Annotated in this window: 11 protein-coding genes; 10 read left to right on the forward strand and 1 reads right to left on the reverse strand. The window is 62.7% G+C overall.

Annotated features, from left to right (window positions below; genetic code table 11):
- The first annotated feature begins 258 nt into the window (after positions 1-258).
- The gene (locus tag QMK47_RS16685) at positions 259-1,974 is read left to right on the forward strand and encodes an ATP-binding cassette domain-containing protein (RefSeq protein WP_320388789.1); all 1,716 of its coding nucleotides are present in this window, start codon (positions 259-261) and stop codon (positions 1,972-1,974) included.
- 296 nt (positions 1,975-2,270) lie between these two features.
- On the opposite strand, the gene QMK47_RS16690 is transcribed toward QMK47_RS16685, so the two are convergent.
- On the reverse strand, positions 2,271-2,639 hold the full coding sequence (locus tag QMK47_RS16690) for a DUF6124 family protein (RefSeq protein ID WP_079305541.1): 369 nt from the start codon (positions 2,637-2,639) through the stop codon (positions 2,271-2,273).
- Between the two features lie 584 nt (positions 2,640-3,223).
- On the opposite strand from QMK47_RS16690, the gene QMK47_RS16695 reads away from it, so the two are divergent.
- The 9 genes from QMK47_RS16695 to QMK47_RS16735 all read left to right on the forward strand — a co-directional run bounded on the left by QMK47_RS16695 (position 3,224) and on the right by QMK47_RS16735 (position 15,836).
- Complete coding sequence (locus QMK47_RS16695; protein ID WP_003202654.1) at positions 3,224-4,183, forward strand: AAA family ATPase; 960 nt, start codon at positions 3,224-3,226, stop codon at positions 4,181-4,183.
- Positions 4,184-4,192: 9 nt separating this feature from the next.
- Entirely contained in the window at positions 4,193-5,137 is a 945-nt protein-coding gene (locus QMK47_RS16700) for a DUF58 domain-containing protein (RefSeq protein WP_258688325.1), read from the forward strand.
- The gene (locus QMK47_RS16705) at positions 5,134-5,628 is read left to right on the forward strand and encodes a DUF4381 domain-containing protein (RefSeq protein ID WP_320388790.1); all 495 of its coding nucleotides are present in this window, start codon (positions 5,134-5,136) and stop codon (positions 5,626-5,628) included. The genes QMK47_RS16700 and QMK47_RS16705 overlap by 4 nt, the downstream gene beginning before the upstream one ends.
- Positions 5,621-6,700, forward strand: a complete 1,080-nt coding sequence (locus QMK47_RS16710; RefSeq protein WP_258688328.1) for a vWA domain-containing protein — start codon at positions 5,621-5,623, stop codon at positions 6,698-6,700. The genes QMK47_RS16705 and QMK47_RS16710 overlap by 8 nt, the downstream gene beginning before the upstream one ends.
- The gene (locus QMK47_RS16715; RefSeq protein WP_320388791.1) at positions 6,697-8,433 is read left to right on the forward strand and encodes a VWA domain-containing protein; all 1,737 of its coding nucleotides are present in this window, start codon (positions 6,697-6,699) and stop codon (positions 8,431-8,433) included. The genes QMK47_RS16710 and QMK47_RS16715 overlap by 4 nt, the downstream gene beginning before the upstream one ends.
- Positions 8,430-10,067 carry a BatD family protein gene (locus QMK47_RS16720; protein WP_258688335.1) on the forward strand — a complete coding sequence of 546 codons (1,638 nt, stop codon included), beginning with the start codon at positions 8,430-8,432 and terminating at the stop codon, positions 10,065-10,067. The genes QMK47_RS16715 and QMK47_RS16720 overlap by 4 nt, the downstream gene beginning before the upstream one ends.
- A 287-nt stretch (positions 10,068-10,354) precedes the next feature.
- Positions 10,355-11,599, forward strand: coding sequence for an exonuclease SbcCD subunit D C-terminal domain-containing protein (locus QMK47_RS16725; protein ID WP_320388792.1), 1,245 nt, complete (start codon positions 10,355-10,357; stop codon positions 11,597-11,599).
- Complete coding sequence (locus tag QMK47_RS16730) at positions 11,596-15,237, forward strand: AAA family ATPase (protein ID WP_320388794.1); 3,642 nt, start codon at positions 11,596-11,598, stop codon at positions 15,235-15,237. The genes QMK47_RS16725 and QMK47_RS16730 overlap by 4 nt, the downstream gene beginning before the upstream one ends.
- Positions 15,234-15,836, forward strand: coding sequence for a glutathione S-transferase (locus tag QMK47_RS16735; RefSeq protein ID WP_320388795.1), 603 nt, complete (start codon positions 15,234-15,236; stop codon positions 15,834-15,836). Before QMK47_RS16730 ends, QMK47_RS16735 begins: the two co-directional genes overlap by 4 nt.
- The last annotated feature ends 112 nt before the right edge of the window (positions 15,837-15,948 follow it).

The following is a 15,948-nucleotide window of genomic DNA, read 5'->3' on the forward strand; positions in this document are numbered from 1 at the left end:
CGACTTTCAGGGTGTGTGGACCGCCTTAAGTTAACCACCTACCAATCCTGCCCTAACAAATGTACATAAAAATCTGCGACAGACTTTCCTTCAGATACGTCTTACCGATTGTCAGGAAGCCCCCTACGTAAATGTCGGATGTTGCGCTCTAGCTCATCCAGAACTCTACTGCTATTCCTATAACCTAATACGCGCGCCCCTTCGGCACCGCTAACATTCAAGTTAATACCCAAAACGCAACTCCTCACGGACGCTCGCATGCTATCCATACAAACACTTATCAGAACCGCATGCGAAAAATATACGTCGCTTCTAATATTAACTGGCGCGACAATCATCGCACTCAAACTCATCACACTTGCCCCGCCACTGCTACTCGGAACCATCATCGACACCCTGCAAGACAACAGAAAGCCAGCATCCAGCACCCTGCTCGCACTGACGACAGGCCTGATTGTCGCGGGGTGCATTCATGCCATCATCACTCCTCTGCAGCTCCATGCGCTGTCCAAGCTGGTACAGAGCATTATCATGAACGCTTCCATTGAGTGGATCACCGAACTCATAGGTAAAGAGTTTTCGTTATTCAACTCTTGGAGAATCGGCCATTTCATCAAATCGGTCGAGCGCGGAATTACTGCGCACGAACAACTACTCACTTTCGTTGTTACCATTGCACTTCCCGTACTCTTGGAATTCATAGTTGTTGGGGTTGCTTTTATTTACATAGGTGGCGGTGAAATTTTCTTGAGCATGACGGCGTTCGGAATTATCTATCTGGCTGTCACCCATCAAATTATCAAATGGCGGAGAAAGCACATCGATGCAGTCAATGAACAGGAAGATGAGTTAAGTGCCCACCTCTACAACACCCTCAACGCGGGAAAAACCATAAAGCTGGAAAGTGCCATACCTACTGCCCTGCACCCGTTGAACGCGGCGTTCGGACGTTATGCCAACGCTGCGGTGACTACGGCATCATCTGGCGGCCTGCTGAGCACCGCCAAGATACTGTTCGTAAGCCTTTCCACTGGGGGATTGCTCTACTGGGGCGTCGTGGACCAACTTTCGGGTCATCCCAGTATCAGTGTCGGGCAGCTGGTTGCCATTTTTTCAATCGCGGGGAGTTATCTGCTCAGTATTTCAACCTTGACTGAAGGGTATCGTGTTCTTGATCAGTTCCTTGCAGACCAGCGTCAATTTGAGGGTCTGCTATCACTTCCGGATTTCGATCGCAGCAATCGGCTGGCCTGCGTTGATTTCCAGCGGCCCTCAGTTCTGGAACTCGGCCCCTGCGAAGTGGCAGGAACGGGACCGCTTCGCCTGTCGATCAAGCGCTCCCTGGCATTTGCTCAAGGGCAGTCAGTGGCCGTTACGGGCCCTAGCGGCGCAGGCAAAACCACTTTTCTGGAAGTCCTCGCCGGTCTTGATGCATTAAAGCGAGACCAACTGAGTATCGACTCGGTACCGGTCTCACTTTTGTCCGGTCAAGCTCACTTGGACGCCTTGAGATATTGCCCGCAACAACCGAGGTTTCTGGAAGGCTCTTTTGAGCAATCGGTTCTGTTCGGAGGCAGCGCATCGCCGATTTTGTCTAGAGCGATACGGCAATTGGAACTGGATGAGATCGTGACAACACGGCAGGTCAGCGAAAATGCATCGAATATCTCCGGAGGCGAAGCCAAACGTCTATCGCTGCTGCGCCTGATCAACAAGCCCGGAAAATTCAATATGTTCGACGAGCCAAGCGCATCCATCGAACCCAGGCTGACCACGCCCCTTTGGGACCTCTTATTCGACGTTTTTGCCGGACAGGGGTTGATATGTGTCACCCATGACGTTGACCACCTGCATCGGTTTGACCGGGTCATCGTGATGCATGACGGGGCAATCGTGGAGGATGGCCCGTGGCGGGATCTGATCGACAGGCCAGCAATCAGGCTGTTGGTGGATGAGATTCGGATGCAGAACTAGCGAAATATGGTGCTGGGTCTGCTGCCGTCATCGTCGGATCGCCGCCGGAGCAGGCTCGCTCCCAAGGTTTTGCGGTTTGCCCAGGATCTAAGGAATGACACAAGTCCCTTGTGGCGAGGGAGCTTGCTCCCGTTCGACTGTAGGAGCTGTCGAGCGAAGCGAGGCTGCGATCTTTTGATGTTTTAATCTTTCGCTTGAGACTCAAGTGGCTGGGGAAAGATCGCAGCCTCGTTGCACTCGACAGCTCCTACACAGCACCTACAACCCAGCGGGAGCAAGCTCCCTCGCCACGGGGGTTATGTCGGCTGACGGGTTTCGATGTTGTCCAGTGCACGGTTCGCCAACAGGCTGCCCAGCTCGATCAGTTGCTGAATGCCCAGGAGGAAATGCCGGCGTGAACCGTCCAGGTCGAAAGCCAGGTCATTGGCCATGGCATTGGCCGAAGCCAGGGTTTCGCTGAGGTAGGCAAGCAAGCTTTCGGTGTCGATGTCTTTGTTGACGGTGAAGAGTTGGCCGGGGGCAGGTTCTGCTTCGGGTTTGTCCGGTTTGGGGTTCAGGTAATGGTCGAGGACCCGGTCGGTGACTTCGTCGTGTTTTTGGGACTTGGTTTTTGGGCGCGGTGAGGACGAATCGGTGTTCGGTGGGTTGGGGGTTACTTTGAACATAGATGAAACTCCAGATTAGAAAATTGGAGCCATCTCTCTCGCTACCAAACGAAGGGAGGTGGCCATACGAAGGTTGGTAGACCGGTTACCTGGCAACCCGGCGCGTCCAAGGACGCCCTGCGCATGACCACCATAAAACAGAGGACGAAAAGCCCCCTATATCAGGCTGCACCTGCGCCAGAAAACCGGGCTACCAAACCCGATCGCTGATTCATCAGCGACCCGGAAACGATAGAACCTGCCTCCCAAGCGCACAAGCCGGCGAATTCTGGCGCAGTTGTAGGCAATGGCGCAAGACAACGTAGCCTGTTCCAGAGCACTCCTACGTCCGGATAAACACCCCTTCATTTTATGAGTGCTTCGCACTCAAGCGGGAGCAAGCTCCCTCGCCACGGGGTAAGTGCGCCTGTCCGAGTGGGATTCATGGCAAGCAAACCCAGCCCCCAATGTTTCCAAGCCGATCACAATTCACACGGCCGATCAAAATCCCGTTAGTCGCCACCCCCCGCCATGCATTAAAGTAACGCCCCCAGCCCCGGCGTTATCCGAACGCCTGGGGCCACCCTTTCCAGGAACAGTCACCGATGGAACATCGTGAAGCGCTGCTTGCGCTGCGAACCTTTCTTTCAACGCAGATTCTCGGCCAGGAAAAACTTATCGAGCGCCTGCTCATCGCCCTGCTTGCCGACGGCCACATGCTGGTGGAAGGCGCGCCGGGGCTGGCCAAGACCAAGGCCATCAAGGAACTGGCCGAAGGCGTCGAAGCGCAGTTCCATCGCATCCAGTTCACCCCCGACCTGCTGCCCGCCGACATCACCGGTACGGAAATCTACCGCCCGGAAACCGGCAGTTTCGTATTCCAGCAAGGGCCGATTTTCCATAACCTGGTGCTGGCGGACGAAATCAACCGCGCCCCAGCCAAGGTCCAGTCGGCCTTGCTCGAAGCCATGGCCGAGCGCCAGGTCAGCGTCGGGCGCAGCACCTATGAACTGTCGCCGCTGTTCCTGGTGATGGCCACGCAGAACCCGATCGAGCAGGAAGGCACCTACCCGCTGCCCGAAGCCCAGCTCGACCGGTTCCTGATGCACGTCAAGATCGGCTTTCCCGATGCCGCGGTGGAACGCCGCATCCTCCAGCAGGCCCGGGGGGAAGCGCTGAACGGCGAGACCAAGCCCGAACGCCGCGTGAGCCAGCAGGCGATCTTCTCCGCGCGCAAGGAAATCCTCGGGTTGTACATGGCCGACGCCGTGGAGGAATACTTGGTGCAACTGATCATGGCCACCCGCAACCCGGCCAAGTTCGATCCGGAAATGGCCGAATGGATCGCCTACGGCGCCAGCCCGCGGGGCTCCATCGCCCTGGACCGCTGCGCCCGTGCCCACGCCTGGCTGGCCGGACGCGACTTTGTCAGCCCGGAAGATATCCAGGCCGTGCTGTTCGACGTGCTGCGCCATCGCATCATCCTGTCGTTCGAAGCCGAGGCCGCTGGCATCGACCAGGACCGGGTCGTGCAGCGGATTCTCGACGTCGTCGCTGTCGCTTGAGCATGAGTCATGAATAACCCACTGGCGCCCGCACCGGGCATCCGCGTCAGTCTTTCGGAGCTGATCGAGATGCGCCATCGTGTGCGCGAGGTGCAGTTGTTCTCGACACCGGGACAGCGCAGTCCGCTGATCGGCCTGCACCACTCCAAGCTGCGCGGACGCGGGGTCGATTTCGACCAGGTGCGGGTCTATCAGGCCGGCGACGATGTGCGCACCATTGACTGGCGCGTCACCGCCCGGACCCAGGAGCCCCACACCAAACTGTTCCACGAAGAACGCGAGCGGCCGATCTTCATCATGATCGAGCAAAGCCACCGGCTGTTCTTCGGTTCGGGGCTGATGTTCAAGTCGGTGCTCGCCGCCCAGGCCGCCAGCCTCATCGGCTGGGCCGCGCTGGGGCACAACGACCGGGTCGGCGGCCTGGTGTTCGGCAATAACACCCATTACGAGGTCAAGCCGCGACGCAGCAAACAGAGCCTGTTGCAATTGCTCAACCGGCTGGTGCGGGTCAATCAGTCACTGCACACCGAGGCCGAGCCGGATCGCGACTCGTTCGGCATCGCCCTGCGCCGGGCCAGGGAAGTGCTACGGCCCGGCAGCCTGGTGATCGTGATTTGCGACGAGCGCGCGTTGTCCGACAGCGCCGAACAGCAGTTGAGCCTGCTGTCGCGCCATTGCGACCTGTTGCTGCTGCCGCTGTCGGACCCGCTGGATCACGCCCTGCCCGCCGCCGGCCTGCTGCGCTTCACCCAACGCGACTCACAGTTGGAGCTCGACACCTTGAACTTCGAACTGCGCCAGGCCTATCGCGCACAGGCCGAAGCACGCCAGGAGCGCTGGGAAATACTGGCGCAGAAGCTGCGGATCCTGATGATGCCTCTGAGCACCCAGGGCGACATGGTCGAGCAACTGCGCGAATACCTGAACCCCAAGCGGGCCGGGAAAAGTCGATGAGCAACCTGGATCAATTGCAGCCGCTGATAGCGCCGCCCCCTATCGGTTTCTGGCCTCCCGCGCCGGGCTGGTGGTTGCTGCTGGTTTTGATCCCCTTGCTGGGCCTGGGCCTGTGGCAGTTGCGCCGGTTCCTTCCCGCCAAGCGCACCGACGCCCGTGTCGAACAACCCCTGGACCCGGTGCGATTGGCCGCGCTGGCCGAACTCGCCCTGCTGCCCAAACCCTACGATGGGGCACCGGCCGGGGCCTGGCTGCAGCAGCTCAACGGGTTGCTCAAGCGCCTGTGTCGCAACCATTACCCCTACAGCCAGAGCCACACCCTCAACGGGCGCAAATGGCTGGCTTTCCTGGACAACCGCTGCCCGGCAGCCGGCCTGACCCGCTGGATGGTGCTGGTGGAAGGCGCCTACAAACCCGAATGCAAGCTCGATGACAAAGCCATCGCCGGCCTGACCCAGGCGGTCGAAATCTGGATTCGCAAACATGTTTGAGTTCGCCTGGCCGTGGGTATTCGCCCTGTTGCCGCTGCCTTGGCTGATGCGCCTGGTGCTGCCTGCGGCCGACAGCGGCGAGCCAGCGCTCAAGGTCAGTTTCCTCGGGGACCTGGAAGGCCTGGTGGGGCGACGAGCCCGGGCCAATCTGCCAACCTGGCGGCAACAGGCGCCCTTCATCCTGCTCTGGCTGCTGTTGCTGATCGCCGCGGCCCGGCCGCAGTGGTTGGGCGAGCCATTGCCCATTGCCGCCAGCGGCCGCGACCTGCTGGTGGCGGTGGATGTCTCGGGTTCCATGGACTTTCCCGACATGCAATGGAAAGACGAAGAGGTCAGTCGCCTTGCGCTGGTCCAGCACATGCTCGGGGACTTTCTCGAAGACCGCGAAGGTGACCGGGTCGGCCTGATCCTGTTCGGCAGCCAGGCCTATCTGCAGGCACCGCTGACCTTCGACCGCCGCACCGTGCGCCATTGGCTCGATGAGGCGCGTATTGGCATCGCCGGCAAGAATACGGCCATCGGCGACGCCATCGGCCTGGCTCTCAAGCGCCTGCGCCAGCGGCCGGCCCACAGCCGCGTGTTGATCCTGGTCACCGACGGCGCCAACAATGGCGGCGAAATCGACCCCCTCACCGCCGCGCGACTGGCCGCCGACGAAGGCGTGAAAATCTACCCGATCGGCATCGGTGCCGACCCGGAACAAAGCGGCACCACGGGTTTGCTCGGCGTCAACCCGAGCCTGGACCTGGACGAACCGACACTCAAGGAAATCGCCCAAGCCACCGGCGGCCAGTATTTTCGTGCCCAGGACGGCGCGCAATTACTGGCGATCAAGACCACCCTCGACCAGCTCGAACCGGTGACCCAGCAACCGACCCAGGCCCGTCCTGCCCTGGCGCTGTATCACTGGCCCCTGGCCGTTGCGCTGCTGTTGAGCATGTTGCTGGTGGCCCGGGCGCGCTGGCCGGACAATCCGTTGCAGCGCCTGTTCAACCAGCCGCTGTTCCAGCCGGCCCAACACACCGAGTGGCGCCAGCGGCTCAAGCGCCTGCGCTTGCGGAGGCGTCGATGATCGCCCTCTGGCCACACTGGCTACGCCCCTGGTTCGTGTTGCTGCTGCCTCTGCTGGGCTGGTTGCTCTGGCAACTGTGGCACCGGCAGAAACGCGTAGGTCGCTGGCAGATGATCCTGCCTCCCGCCTTTCATGCCGTGTTGCTCAGTGGCGGCAGTGGCCGTGAAAGCCGGCTGCCATGGATTGCCCTGGGCCTGGGTTGGCTGTTGATCGTGCTGGCGTTGCTGGGGCCGAGTTGGGCGCGGGTCGAACAGGCCAGCCAGAAACCCGCCGACCCGCTGGTGGTGGTGATGGAACTCACCCCGGAAATGCTCGCCACCGACGTCCCGCCCACGCGCCTGGAACAGGCCCGGCGCAAGGTACTGGACCTGTTGCAGAACCGCAGCGACGCCCAGACCGCGATCATCGTCTATGCCGGCAGCGCCCATACGCTGGTGCCGCTGTCCGACGACCTGTCCACCAGCGCCAACCTGCTCGAAGCCCTTGCGCCATCGATCATGCCGCAGAGCGGCCATCGTGCCGACCTGGCGGTCCGCAAGGCGCTGGCCTTGTTGGACCAGGGCGAACTGGGCCATGGCCGGATCCTGCTGATCGGTTCGACGCTGAACGAGCAGGAACGCCAAGGCATTCGCCAGGCCCTGGACGGTTCCGCCACGCAATGGCTGATGCTCGGCATTGGTACCCGCGAAGGCGCACCGGTGCCCCAGGAAGATGGCAGTTACCTCAAGGATGCGCAGGGTTCGATCCTGCTGCCACGCCTGGACAGCCCGGGCCTCAAGGCCTTTGCCAACAAGCTGGACGGCCGCTACCGGCCGGCGCGCCTGGACGACAGCGACCTGCGCGGCCTGGGCCTGTTGGACGGCCCTCGCCATCTGCGCAGCGACGGACAAACCTTGCGCCTGGACACCTGGGCCGACCAGGGCTATTGGCTACTCCTGCCCCTGTTGCTGCTGGCCGCCTGCGCCGGGCGGCGAGGCTGGCTGTTTTGCCTGCCGCTGCTGTTCGTGTTGCCGCAAACCGGCCACGCCTTCGAATTCCAGGACCTGTGGTTGCGGGCCGACCAACAGGGCCAGCACTTGCTCAAGCAGAAGCGTCCCGCCGAGGCAGCCACCCATTTTGAGGACAGCCAGTGGCAAGGCGTCGCCCTGTACGAAGCTGGCCAATACAGCGAAGCTGCCCAGCGCTTCGCCGAAGGCAACGACGCCCGCGCGCACTACAATCGTGGCAATGCCCTGGCCAGGAGCGGCGAACTGGAAGCCGCGCTGGATGCCTATGAGCAGGCCCTGGAGTTGCAACCCGACCTGCGCCCCGCCCAGACCAACAAGGCCCTGGTGGAAAGCTTGTTGAAAGAGCCGGCCCCCGTACCGGAAGAACCCAAGCCTGCCGAAAACAAGGAACCGGACCCCGCCGAGCAATCGCCGGATAGCGACTCACCCACCCAGTCTTCCGAACCGGGCCAGCCATCCGCCGAGGCAAGCGCGACAGCGGACGAGTCCCAGCCCCCGCGGACGGCACAACCGCCTACCGCCCAGGATGTACCAGGCAGCGAACTGCCCGATGAGCAGACCACCACCCCGCCGCTGCGTCCTGCCGCAGGTCAGCGCAATGAAGAAGAACAGCGCCAGGCACTGGAACAATGGCTGCGCCAGATCCCGGATAATCCAGGGGAGCTGCTCAGGCGTAAATTCTGGTATGAACAGCAAAGCCATCAGGCCCAGGAAAAAACCCAATGACCCGCTTCACCGCCTACTTCCTCGTGTTGCTGCTCTGGGCCTCTGGATCCCAGGCTGCACAGCTGACTGCCAGTGTGGACCGCAGCCGCCTGAACTCCGGGGAAACGGTGGAACTGACCCTGGAATCCAACGACGCCACCTTGTTCGGCAAACCGGACCTCGGCCCGCTCCAGGCCTTGTTCGATGTGCGCGGTACCCGTCAGGTCAACCAGTTGACGACCCTTGACGGTGAGAACCGCGCCACCACCCGCTGGATCGTGACCCTGTTGCCGCGCCAAAGCGGCACCGTGATCATTCCGCCGTTGCAACTGGGCGAAGTGACCAGCCAGCCGATTACCCTGCAAGTGATCGAAAGCGAGACCCGCAACGCCTCGGAGCCCCTGGCGGCGGTGTTCATCGAGGCCAGCCTCGACCAGACCGAAGTGTATGTTCAGGCCCAGGCGATCTTGACCCTGCGCATCTACCATTCGGTGTCGCTGTACGACGACAGCAGCCTCACGCCGCTGCACATCCCCGATGCCCGCACCGAGCAACTGGGCGAATCGCGCACCTATGAAAAAGTCATCAACGATGTCCGCCATGGCGTGATTGAACTGCGCTACGGCATCTACCCACAGCGCAGCGGCGAACTGACGATTCCGGCCCAGACATTCAGTGCCACCCTGGTCGAGCCGGTGGCCCAGGACGCCGTACCTTCGGGCCCCAAGCCCGGCCAGTTGAAGCGGGTAAGCTCTGCGCAACTGCTGCTAAGCGTCAAACCCAAGCCGGCCAGCTACCCGGCCGACGTACCCTGGCTGCCCGCACGCAGCCTGTCCTTGAGTGAAAGCTGGAGCCCGGAACCGACCCACAGCCAGGTCGGCGATTCCCTGACCCGCAGCCTGACCCTGGAAGCCGAAGGCCTGGCCAGCGCCCAGCTGCCACCGCTGCCGGCCACCGAGATCAATGGCTTGCGGCGTTACCCGGACCAACCGGTACTCAGCAGCCGCAACAGTGAGCGCGGGCTGGTGGGCAGCCGCGAAGACCGCGAGGCCCTGGTGCCCAACCGCAGCGGGACCATCGAGCTGCCACCGGTGGAAGTGGTCTGGTGGAACACCCTGGAAGACCACCTGGACCGCACCAGTCTCCCGGCGCGGACCCTGCAAGTGGCGAACAATCCAAGCCTGATGGTGGACACGCCGGCCGGCACGACGCAGATCGTGACAACGGTCGACAGCGAGACCCTGTGGTACTGGCAACTGAGCACCTTCCTCCTCGCCTGCACCACGCTGCTGGGCTTTGGCTTGTGGTGGCGCGCCCGCTGGCAACCGGCGATCCTGCGCTCGACCCAGACCGGACCGAGCCCACGCACCCTGCTGGATGATCTCAAACGTACCTGCCTGGCCAACGACCCCCACGCCACCCGCCAGGCCCTCGACGCCTGGGCCCGCCAGCAACCGGAAACCCTGGCCGACATGGCGGCGCGTTTCGTGCCGCTGTCCGACGCCCTGGACGGCCTCAACGGCGCGCTCTACAGCGAGACCGGCCAGCATTGGCAGGGTGAAGACCTGTGGCGGGCCATCCGTACCATCCCGCCCACCGAAGCGGGGTTGGGCTCGGCGGGTGATTCGGGGTTGCCGCCGCTTTACCCCAAATAACCCGGAGTTTTTTTGCTGTGTAGCCTTGCCAAACCTGTAGGAGCTGCCGAGTGCAACGAGGCTGCGATCTTTCCAGTGCCAATTGAGCCCGGAGCGAAAGATCAAGAGATCGCAGGCTTCGCCAGCTCCTACAGAACCCAGCAATCCCCTCGCCGCAGTTAAGTATCGACCCGCTCAGTAGATCCCATGAAGTTGAACAAGTCCTCCCCCCGGTTTCCCAGTAAACTCTCCCTCTTTTAGCCGCCCTTCTCTTCACCGCGGCCATCATCTGTTTTCTGGAGTTTGCCTTGCGTCTGTTTCACACCTCCGACTGGCACCTGGGGCAAAACCTGCACGGCCAGGAACGCGATTTCGAACACGCCTGCTTCCTCGACTGGCTACTGCGTCAACTGGCCCACGAAAAGCCTGACGTGCTGCTGATCGCCGGCGACATCTTCGACACCGTCAACCCGCCGGTCAAAGCCCAGGAGCGGCTGTACGATTTCATCGTCAGCGCCCATGAACAAAACGCCAACCTGACCATCGTGATGATCGCCGGCAACCACGACTCCGGCTCGCGTATCGAACTGCCTGCGCCGCTGATGCGACGCTTGCGCACCCATGCCCTGGGCCGGGTGCTGTGGCTGGACGACGGCCAATTGGACGTCGAGCGTCTGTTGTTGCCGTTGCCCGATGCCAAAGGCAAGGTCAAGGCGTGGTGCCTGGCCCTGCCGTTCCTGCGCCCCGCCGAAGTCACCGGAGCGCAACTGGGCGACGACTACCTGCGGGGCATCGGCCAGGTGCATGAGTGGCTGATCGCCGCGGCCAACAGCAAGCGCAAGAAAGGCCAGGCACTGATCGCCATCAGTCATGCGCACATGGCCGGCGGTTCGGTGTCCGAGGATTCCGAGCGCAGCCTGATCATCGGCAACGCCGAAGCCCTGCCCGCCAGCCTGTTCGGCCCGAGCATCAGCTACGTCGCCCTCGGCCATTTGCACAAGCCGCAGAAGGTCAACGGTGAAGAGCGTATCCGCTACAGCGGTTCGCCGATCCCGCTGTCATTTTCGGAGATCGGCTATCAGCATCAGATCCTCGACATCACCCTGGACGGCGAAACCCTGGTCAAGGTCGAGCCGCGCCTGATCCCACGCGCCGTCAACCTGCAACGCCTGGGCCCCGCGCCGCTGGCCGATCTCCTGGTGCAACTCAAGGACCTGCCCGACATCGACCTGTTGGCCGATGTCCAGCGCCAACCCTGGCTGGAAGTGCGCGTGCGCCTCGACGAACCGCAGCCGGACCTGCGTCACCAGGTGGAAACCGCACTGCAAGGCAAGGCCGTACGCCTGGTGCGGATCGGCGCCGAGTACGCCGGCAACGGTGGCGCCGGCAGTGCCGATGATGGCAGCGCACTGGTGGAGCTGGATCAACTCAGCCCGCAGGAGTTGTTCAGCCGCGCCTGGCAGGACACCTACGGCAACGAAGTGGACGAACAGACCCTCAAGGACTTTGCCGTGCTGTTGCAAGACGTGCAGATGGAGAGCGAGCAGCCATGAAGATCCTCGCGATCCGCCTCAAGAACCTGGCGTCCCTGGCCGGGCCGTTTGAAATCGATTTCACCGCCGAACCCTTGGCCAGCGCCGGCCTGTTCGCCATTACCGGCCCCACGGGCGCCGGCAAGAGCACGTTGCTCGACGCCCTGTGCCTGGCGCTGTTCGGTGCCGTGCCGCGCCTCAACAACACCGGACGCGACGCCAAGGTGCCGGACGTCGATGGCGACATTGCCACGGGCGACCCACGCACGCTGTTGCGCCGCGGCACCGGCGATGGCTTTGCCGAAGTGGATTTTCGCGGCATCGACGGGCGCCGCTATCGGGCCCGCTGGGAAGCCAATCGCGCCCGGGAAAAGGCCGGCGGCAAGTTGCAAGCCAGCCGCCAGAGCCTGCGGGACCTGGACAACGATCAACTGCTGGCGAGCCAGAAAGGCGAATACAAGACCCAGCTCGAAGCGGCCCTGGGCCTGAACTTCGAACAGTTCACCCGTGCCGTGCTGCTGGCCCAGAGCGAGTTCAGCGCGTTCCTCAAGGCCGATGACAACGATCGCAGCGAACTGTTGGAAAAACTCACCGACACTGCCCTGTATACCCGCCTCGGCCGCCGCGCCTTCGACAAGGCCAAGCAAGCCAAGGACAGCCACCGGCAGTTGCAGGACCAGGCCACCGGTGTCACGCCGCTGGCCCCCGAGGCCCGGGCCGAGCTGGACCAGCGTTTCAACGACGCCCAGCAATTACTCAAGGCCCAACAGGCGCAACTCAAGCAACTGGAGCAGCAGCACACCTGGCTGCGCGACCTGGGCCTATTGCAGGATGAACACGCCAGCGCCGCCCAACAGCTGCAACAGGCCCAGGCCGATTGGAACGCCCTGGCCGACGAGCGCCTGAAACTGGTCCGCCTGGAACAACTGGCGCCCCAACGCCATCAGTTCATCCGCCAGGCCGAACTGAGCCGACAGCTCGACCCCTTGGCCGCGCAGATCCAGCAGCTTACCCAGCAGCAGCTCAATCTCCATAACCAGCAGGCCGAACTGGAAAAAAGCCTGGGCGCCGCGCAACTGGCGCTGGCTGCGGCCCGGCAACACAGCAGCGACAGCGCGCCGTTGCTGCGCCAGGCCTTTGAAGAGCAAAGCACCCTGGCCCGCCTCGCCAGGGACGCCAGCCAGGGCGCCGAGCGTCAGGAACAGGCGCAACAGGCCTGCACCGAAGGCCAGCGCACCATCGACACCTTGCTCGAACAGCAAAGGCAGGTGGCAGAGCGCTTGCAGCGCATCGCCGGGGAGCTTGAGCAAAGCACGCACCTGGCCCCGCTGAGCGATGCCTGGAACGCCTATCGCGATCGCCTCCAACAACTGATGTTGATCGGCAATCGCCTGAACCAGGGCCAGGCCGAACTCGCCACACTGGAACAAAGCGCCACCCGCGCTGCCGAGGAACTGGCCAGCCGCCGGCAAGACCTCGAAGTGCTCTACAAGGAAGCCGGCGCCGAGCCGGAGGCAGTGGCCGAACAGATCCAGTTGCTCGGCACCCTGCTGCAAGACAACCGCAAGCAATTACGTGCTTTCGAAGACCTGACCCGGCTATGGGCCAGTCAGCAAGAGCTGGACAAACGTGGCGCCGAACTTGAACAACGCCAGCAACGAGCGTTGCAGGAACGTGACCGGCTGGTGCGCGAAGGCGGCGAAGCCAAGGCCGAACTGACCATTGCCGAACAGACCCTGACCGTTACCCGTGAACTGCTGGAGCGCCAGCGCCTGGCCCGCAGCGAAAGTGTCGAGCAACTGCGCGCACAGTTGCAGGATGAACAGCCCTGCCCCGTGTGTGGCAGTGTCGAGCATCCTTATCATCAGCCCGAAGCCCTGCTGGAAAACCTCGGGCGCTTCGATGAAACCGAAGAGGCCAACGCCCGCCAGGCCGTCGACCTGCTCAATGAAAAAGTCATCGACCTGCGGGCGCAATACAGCGGGGTCATCGCCCAGCTCAAGGAACTCAAACAGCAGCAGGAACAGCTCGCCAGCCAGCAACAGAGCCTGGCGCCCAGCCTTGAAGCCCACCCGTTGTCGGCGCAACTGCTGGCCCAGGATGCGAACAAGCGCGACGCCTGGCTGACCCAGCAGAACAGCCAACTGACCCTGCGCATCAGCCAGGACGAACAGCGGCAAACCGCCCTGCTGACCCTGCAGCAGGACGCCGCGCGCATGGCACAGCGACTGCGTGAAGCCGAGGCAGCCAGCCAACAGGCGTCACAGCACCTGGGCAACCAGCAGCAGGAACTGTCCCGCGACCGCCAGCGCCTGGACGAGGAACTGAGCCACTTCAGCACCCTGCTACCCGCTGACACCCTGCAGGCCTTGCGCAGCGAACCCGCCGCAACCTTCTTGCAACTGGACCAGCAGATCGCCCAGCGCCTGGAGCAATTGGAACAGCAGCGCGACGAGCTGGGCGAACAGCTCCAGCGCCAGCAAACCCTGGAGAAAGAGCAGGACCGCCAGCAGACCCGCCTCCAGCAACTGGAAGCGGCCCGCCTGCAATTCAGCGCCCTGAGCGAGCAACAACAGGCCTGCCAGGGGAAACTCACGCAACTGCTCGGCGAGCACACCAGCGCCGAACAGTGGCAGCAACAACTCGACCAGCGCCTGGAACAGACGCGGGATGCCGAGGCGACGGCCAATCAGCAGTTGCAGCAATTGCGCAACGACCTGGTGCAACTGGCCGCCGAACTCAAGGCCCGACAGGAACAGGCGCAATCCCTGGACCTCGAACGCCAGGCGCTGGCCGCCGGTATCGCGCAATGGCGAACCACCCATCCGGAACTGGACGATGCCGCCCTCGAGGCCCTGCTCGGCCTGGACGACCACCACGTCAGCCAGTTGCGCCAGCGTTTGCTCAATAGCGAAAAAGCCATCGAACAAGCCCGCGTCCTGCTCACCGAACGCGAGCAGCGTCTGCAAAACCATCAGACCCAACACAACGGCAACCTGGCGCCCGAGCAGCTCGCCCAAGCCCTCACCGAACTGCAAGGCCAATTCGCCGCCAGCGAACAGCACTGTGCCGAACTGCGCGCCGAACAGGCCGAGGACCAGCGCCGGCAGAACGCCAACCAGGCCCTGGCCCAGCAGATCGAACAGGCCTACGCCGAATACCAGCGCTGGGCACGCCTCGATGCCCTGATCGGTTCGGCCACTGGCGACCGCTTCCGCAAGCTGGCCCAGGCCTACAACCTCGACTTGCTGGTGCATCACGCCAATGCCCAACTGCGGCAACTGGTGCGCCGCTATAGGCTCAAGCGTGGCGGCAGCATGCTCGGACTGCTGGTGATGGACACGGAAATGGGCGATGAACTGCGCTCGGTGCATTCGTTGTCCGGCGGCGAAACCTTCCTGGTCTCCCTCGCCTTGGCATTGGGCCTGGCCTCGATGGCGTCCAGCACACTGAAGATTGAATCGCTGTTCATCGACGAAGGCTTCGGCAGCCTCGATCCCGAATCGCTGCAACTGGCGATGGACGCCCTCGACGGCTTGCAGGCCCAGGGCCGCAAGGTCGCGGTGATTTCCCACGTGCAGGAAATGCACGAGCGGATTCCGGTGCAGATCCAGGTGCGTCGCCAAGGCAACGGCTTGAGCACAGTGGAGGTGAAATGAGCCACGCCACGCTCTATTCCTTCCGCCGCTGTCCCTATGCGATGCGGGCGCGCATGGCCTTGCGCTACAGCGCGGTCGAGGTGGCGATTGTCGAAGTCAGCCTGAAGGCCAAGCCAGCCGAGATGCTCGCACTCTCCAGCAAAGGCACGGTGCCGGTGCTGCAGGTCGATGGCCAGGTGATCGATGAAAGCCTGGAGATCATGCACTGGGCCTTGGCCCAGCACGATCCGCAAGACTGGAGGCTACGGGACGACCCCGAAGGCCAGGCGCTGGCGGCGGCGTTGATCGAGGAAAACGACCAGGTGTTCAAGCTGCACTTGAATCGCTACAAATACCCCGAGCGCCATCCCGAGTACCCGAAGGAACATTACCGTAGCGAGGGTGAAAGCTTTCTGCGCAGGCTGGAGGCCTTGCTTGAAACCCGGGCGTTTCTGGCGGCGCATCACCCGAGCATGGCCGACGTGGCGGTGATGCCCTTCATACGGCAGTTCGCCCATGTCGACCGCGACTGGTTTGCCCAGGCGCCCTACCCTCGGCTACAGGACTGGTTGCAGAGGTTTCTGGATGGCGAGCTGTTCGTGGCGATCATGACCAAGTAACCATTTGCCCGGCGAGCGCCCTTTTGTAACCAAAGGCGCTTTTGTGGCGAGGGAGCTTGCTCCCGCTGGGCCGCGCAGCGGCCCCCTTTCTGCGATTGCTGCGCAATCGAGC

The sequence above is a fragment of the Pseudomonas sp. P9_35 genome, assembly GCF_034008205.1.
Classification (GTDB): domain Bacteria; phylum Pseudomonadota; class Gammaproteobacteria; order Pseudomonadales; family Pseudomonadaceae; genus Aquipseudomonas; species Aquipseudomonas kilonensis.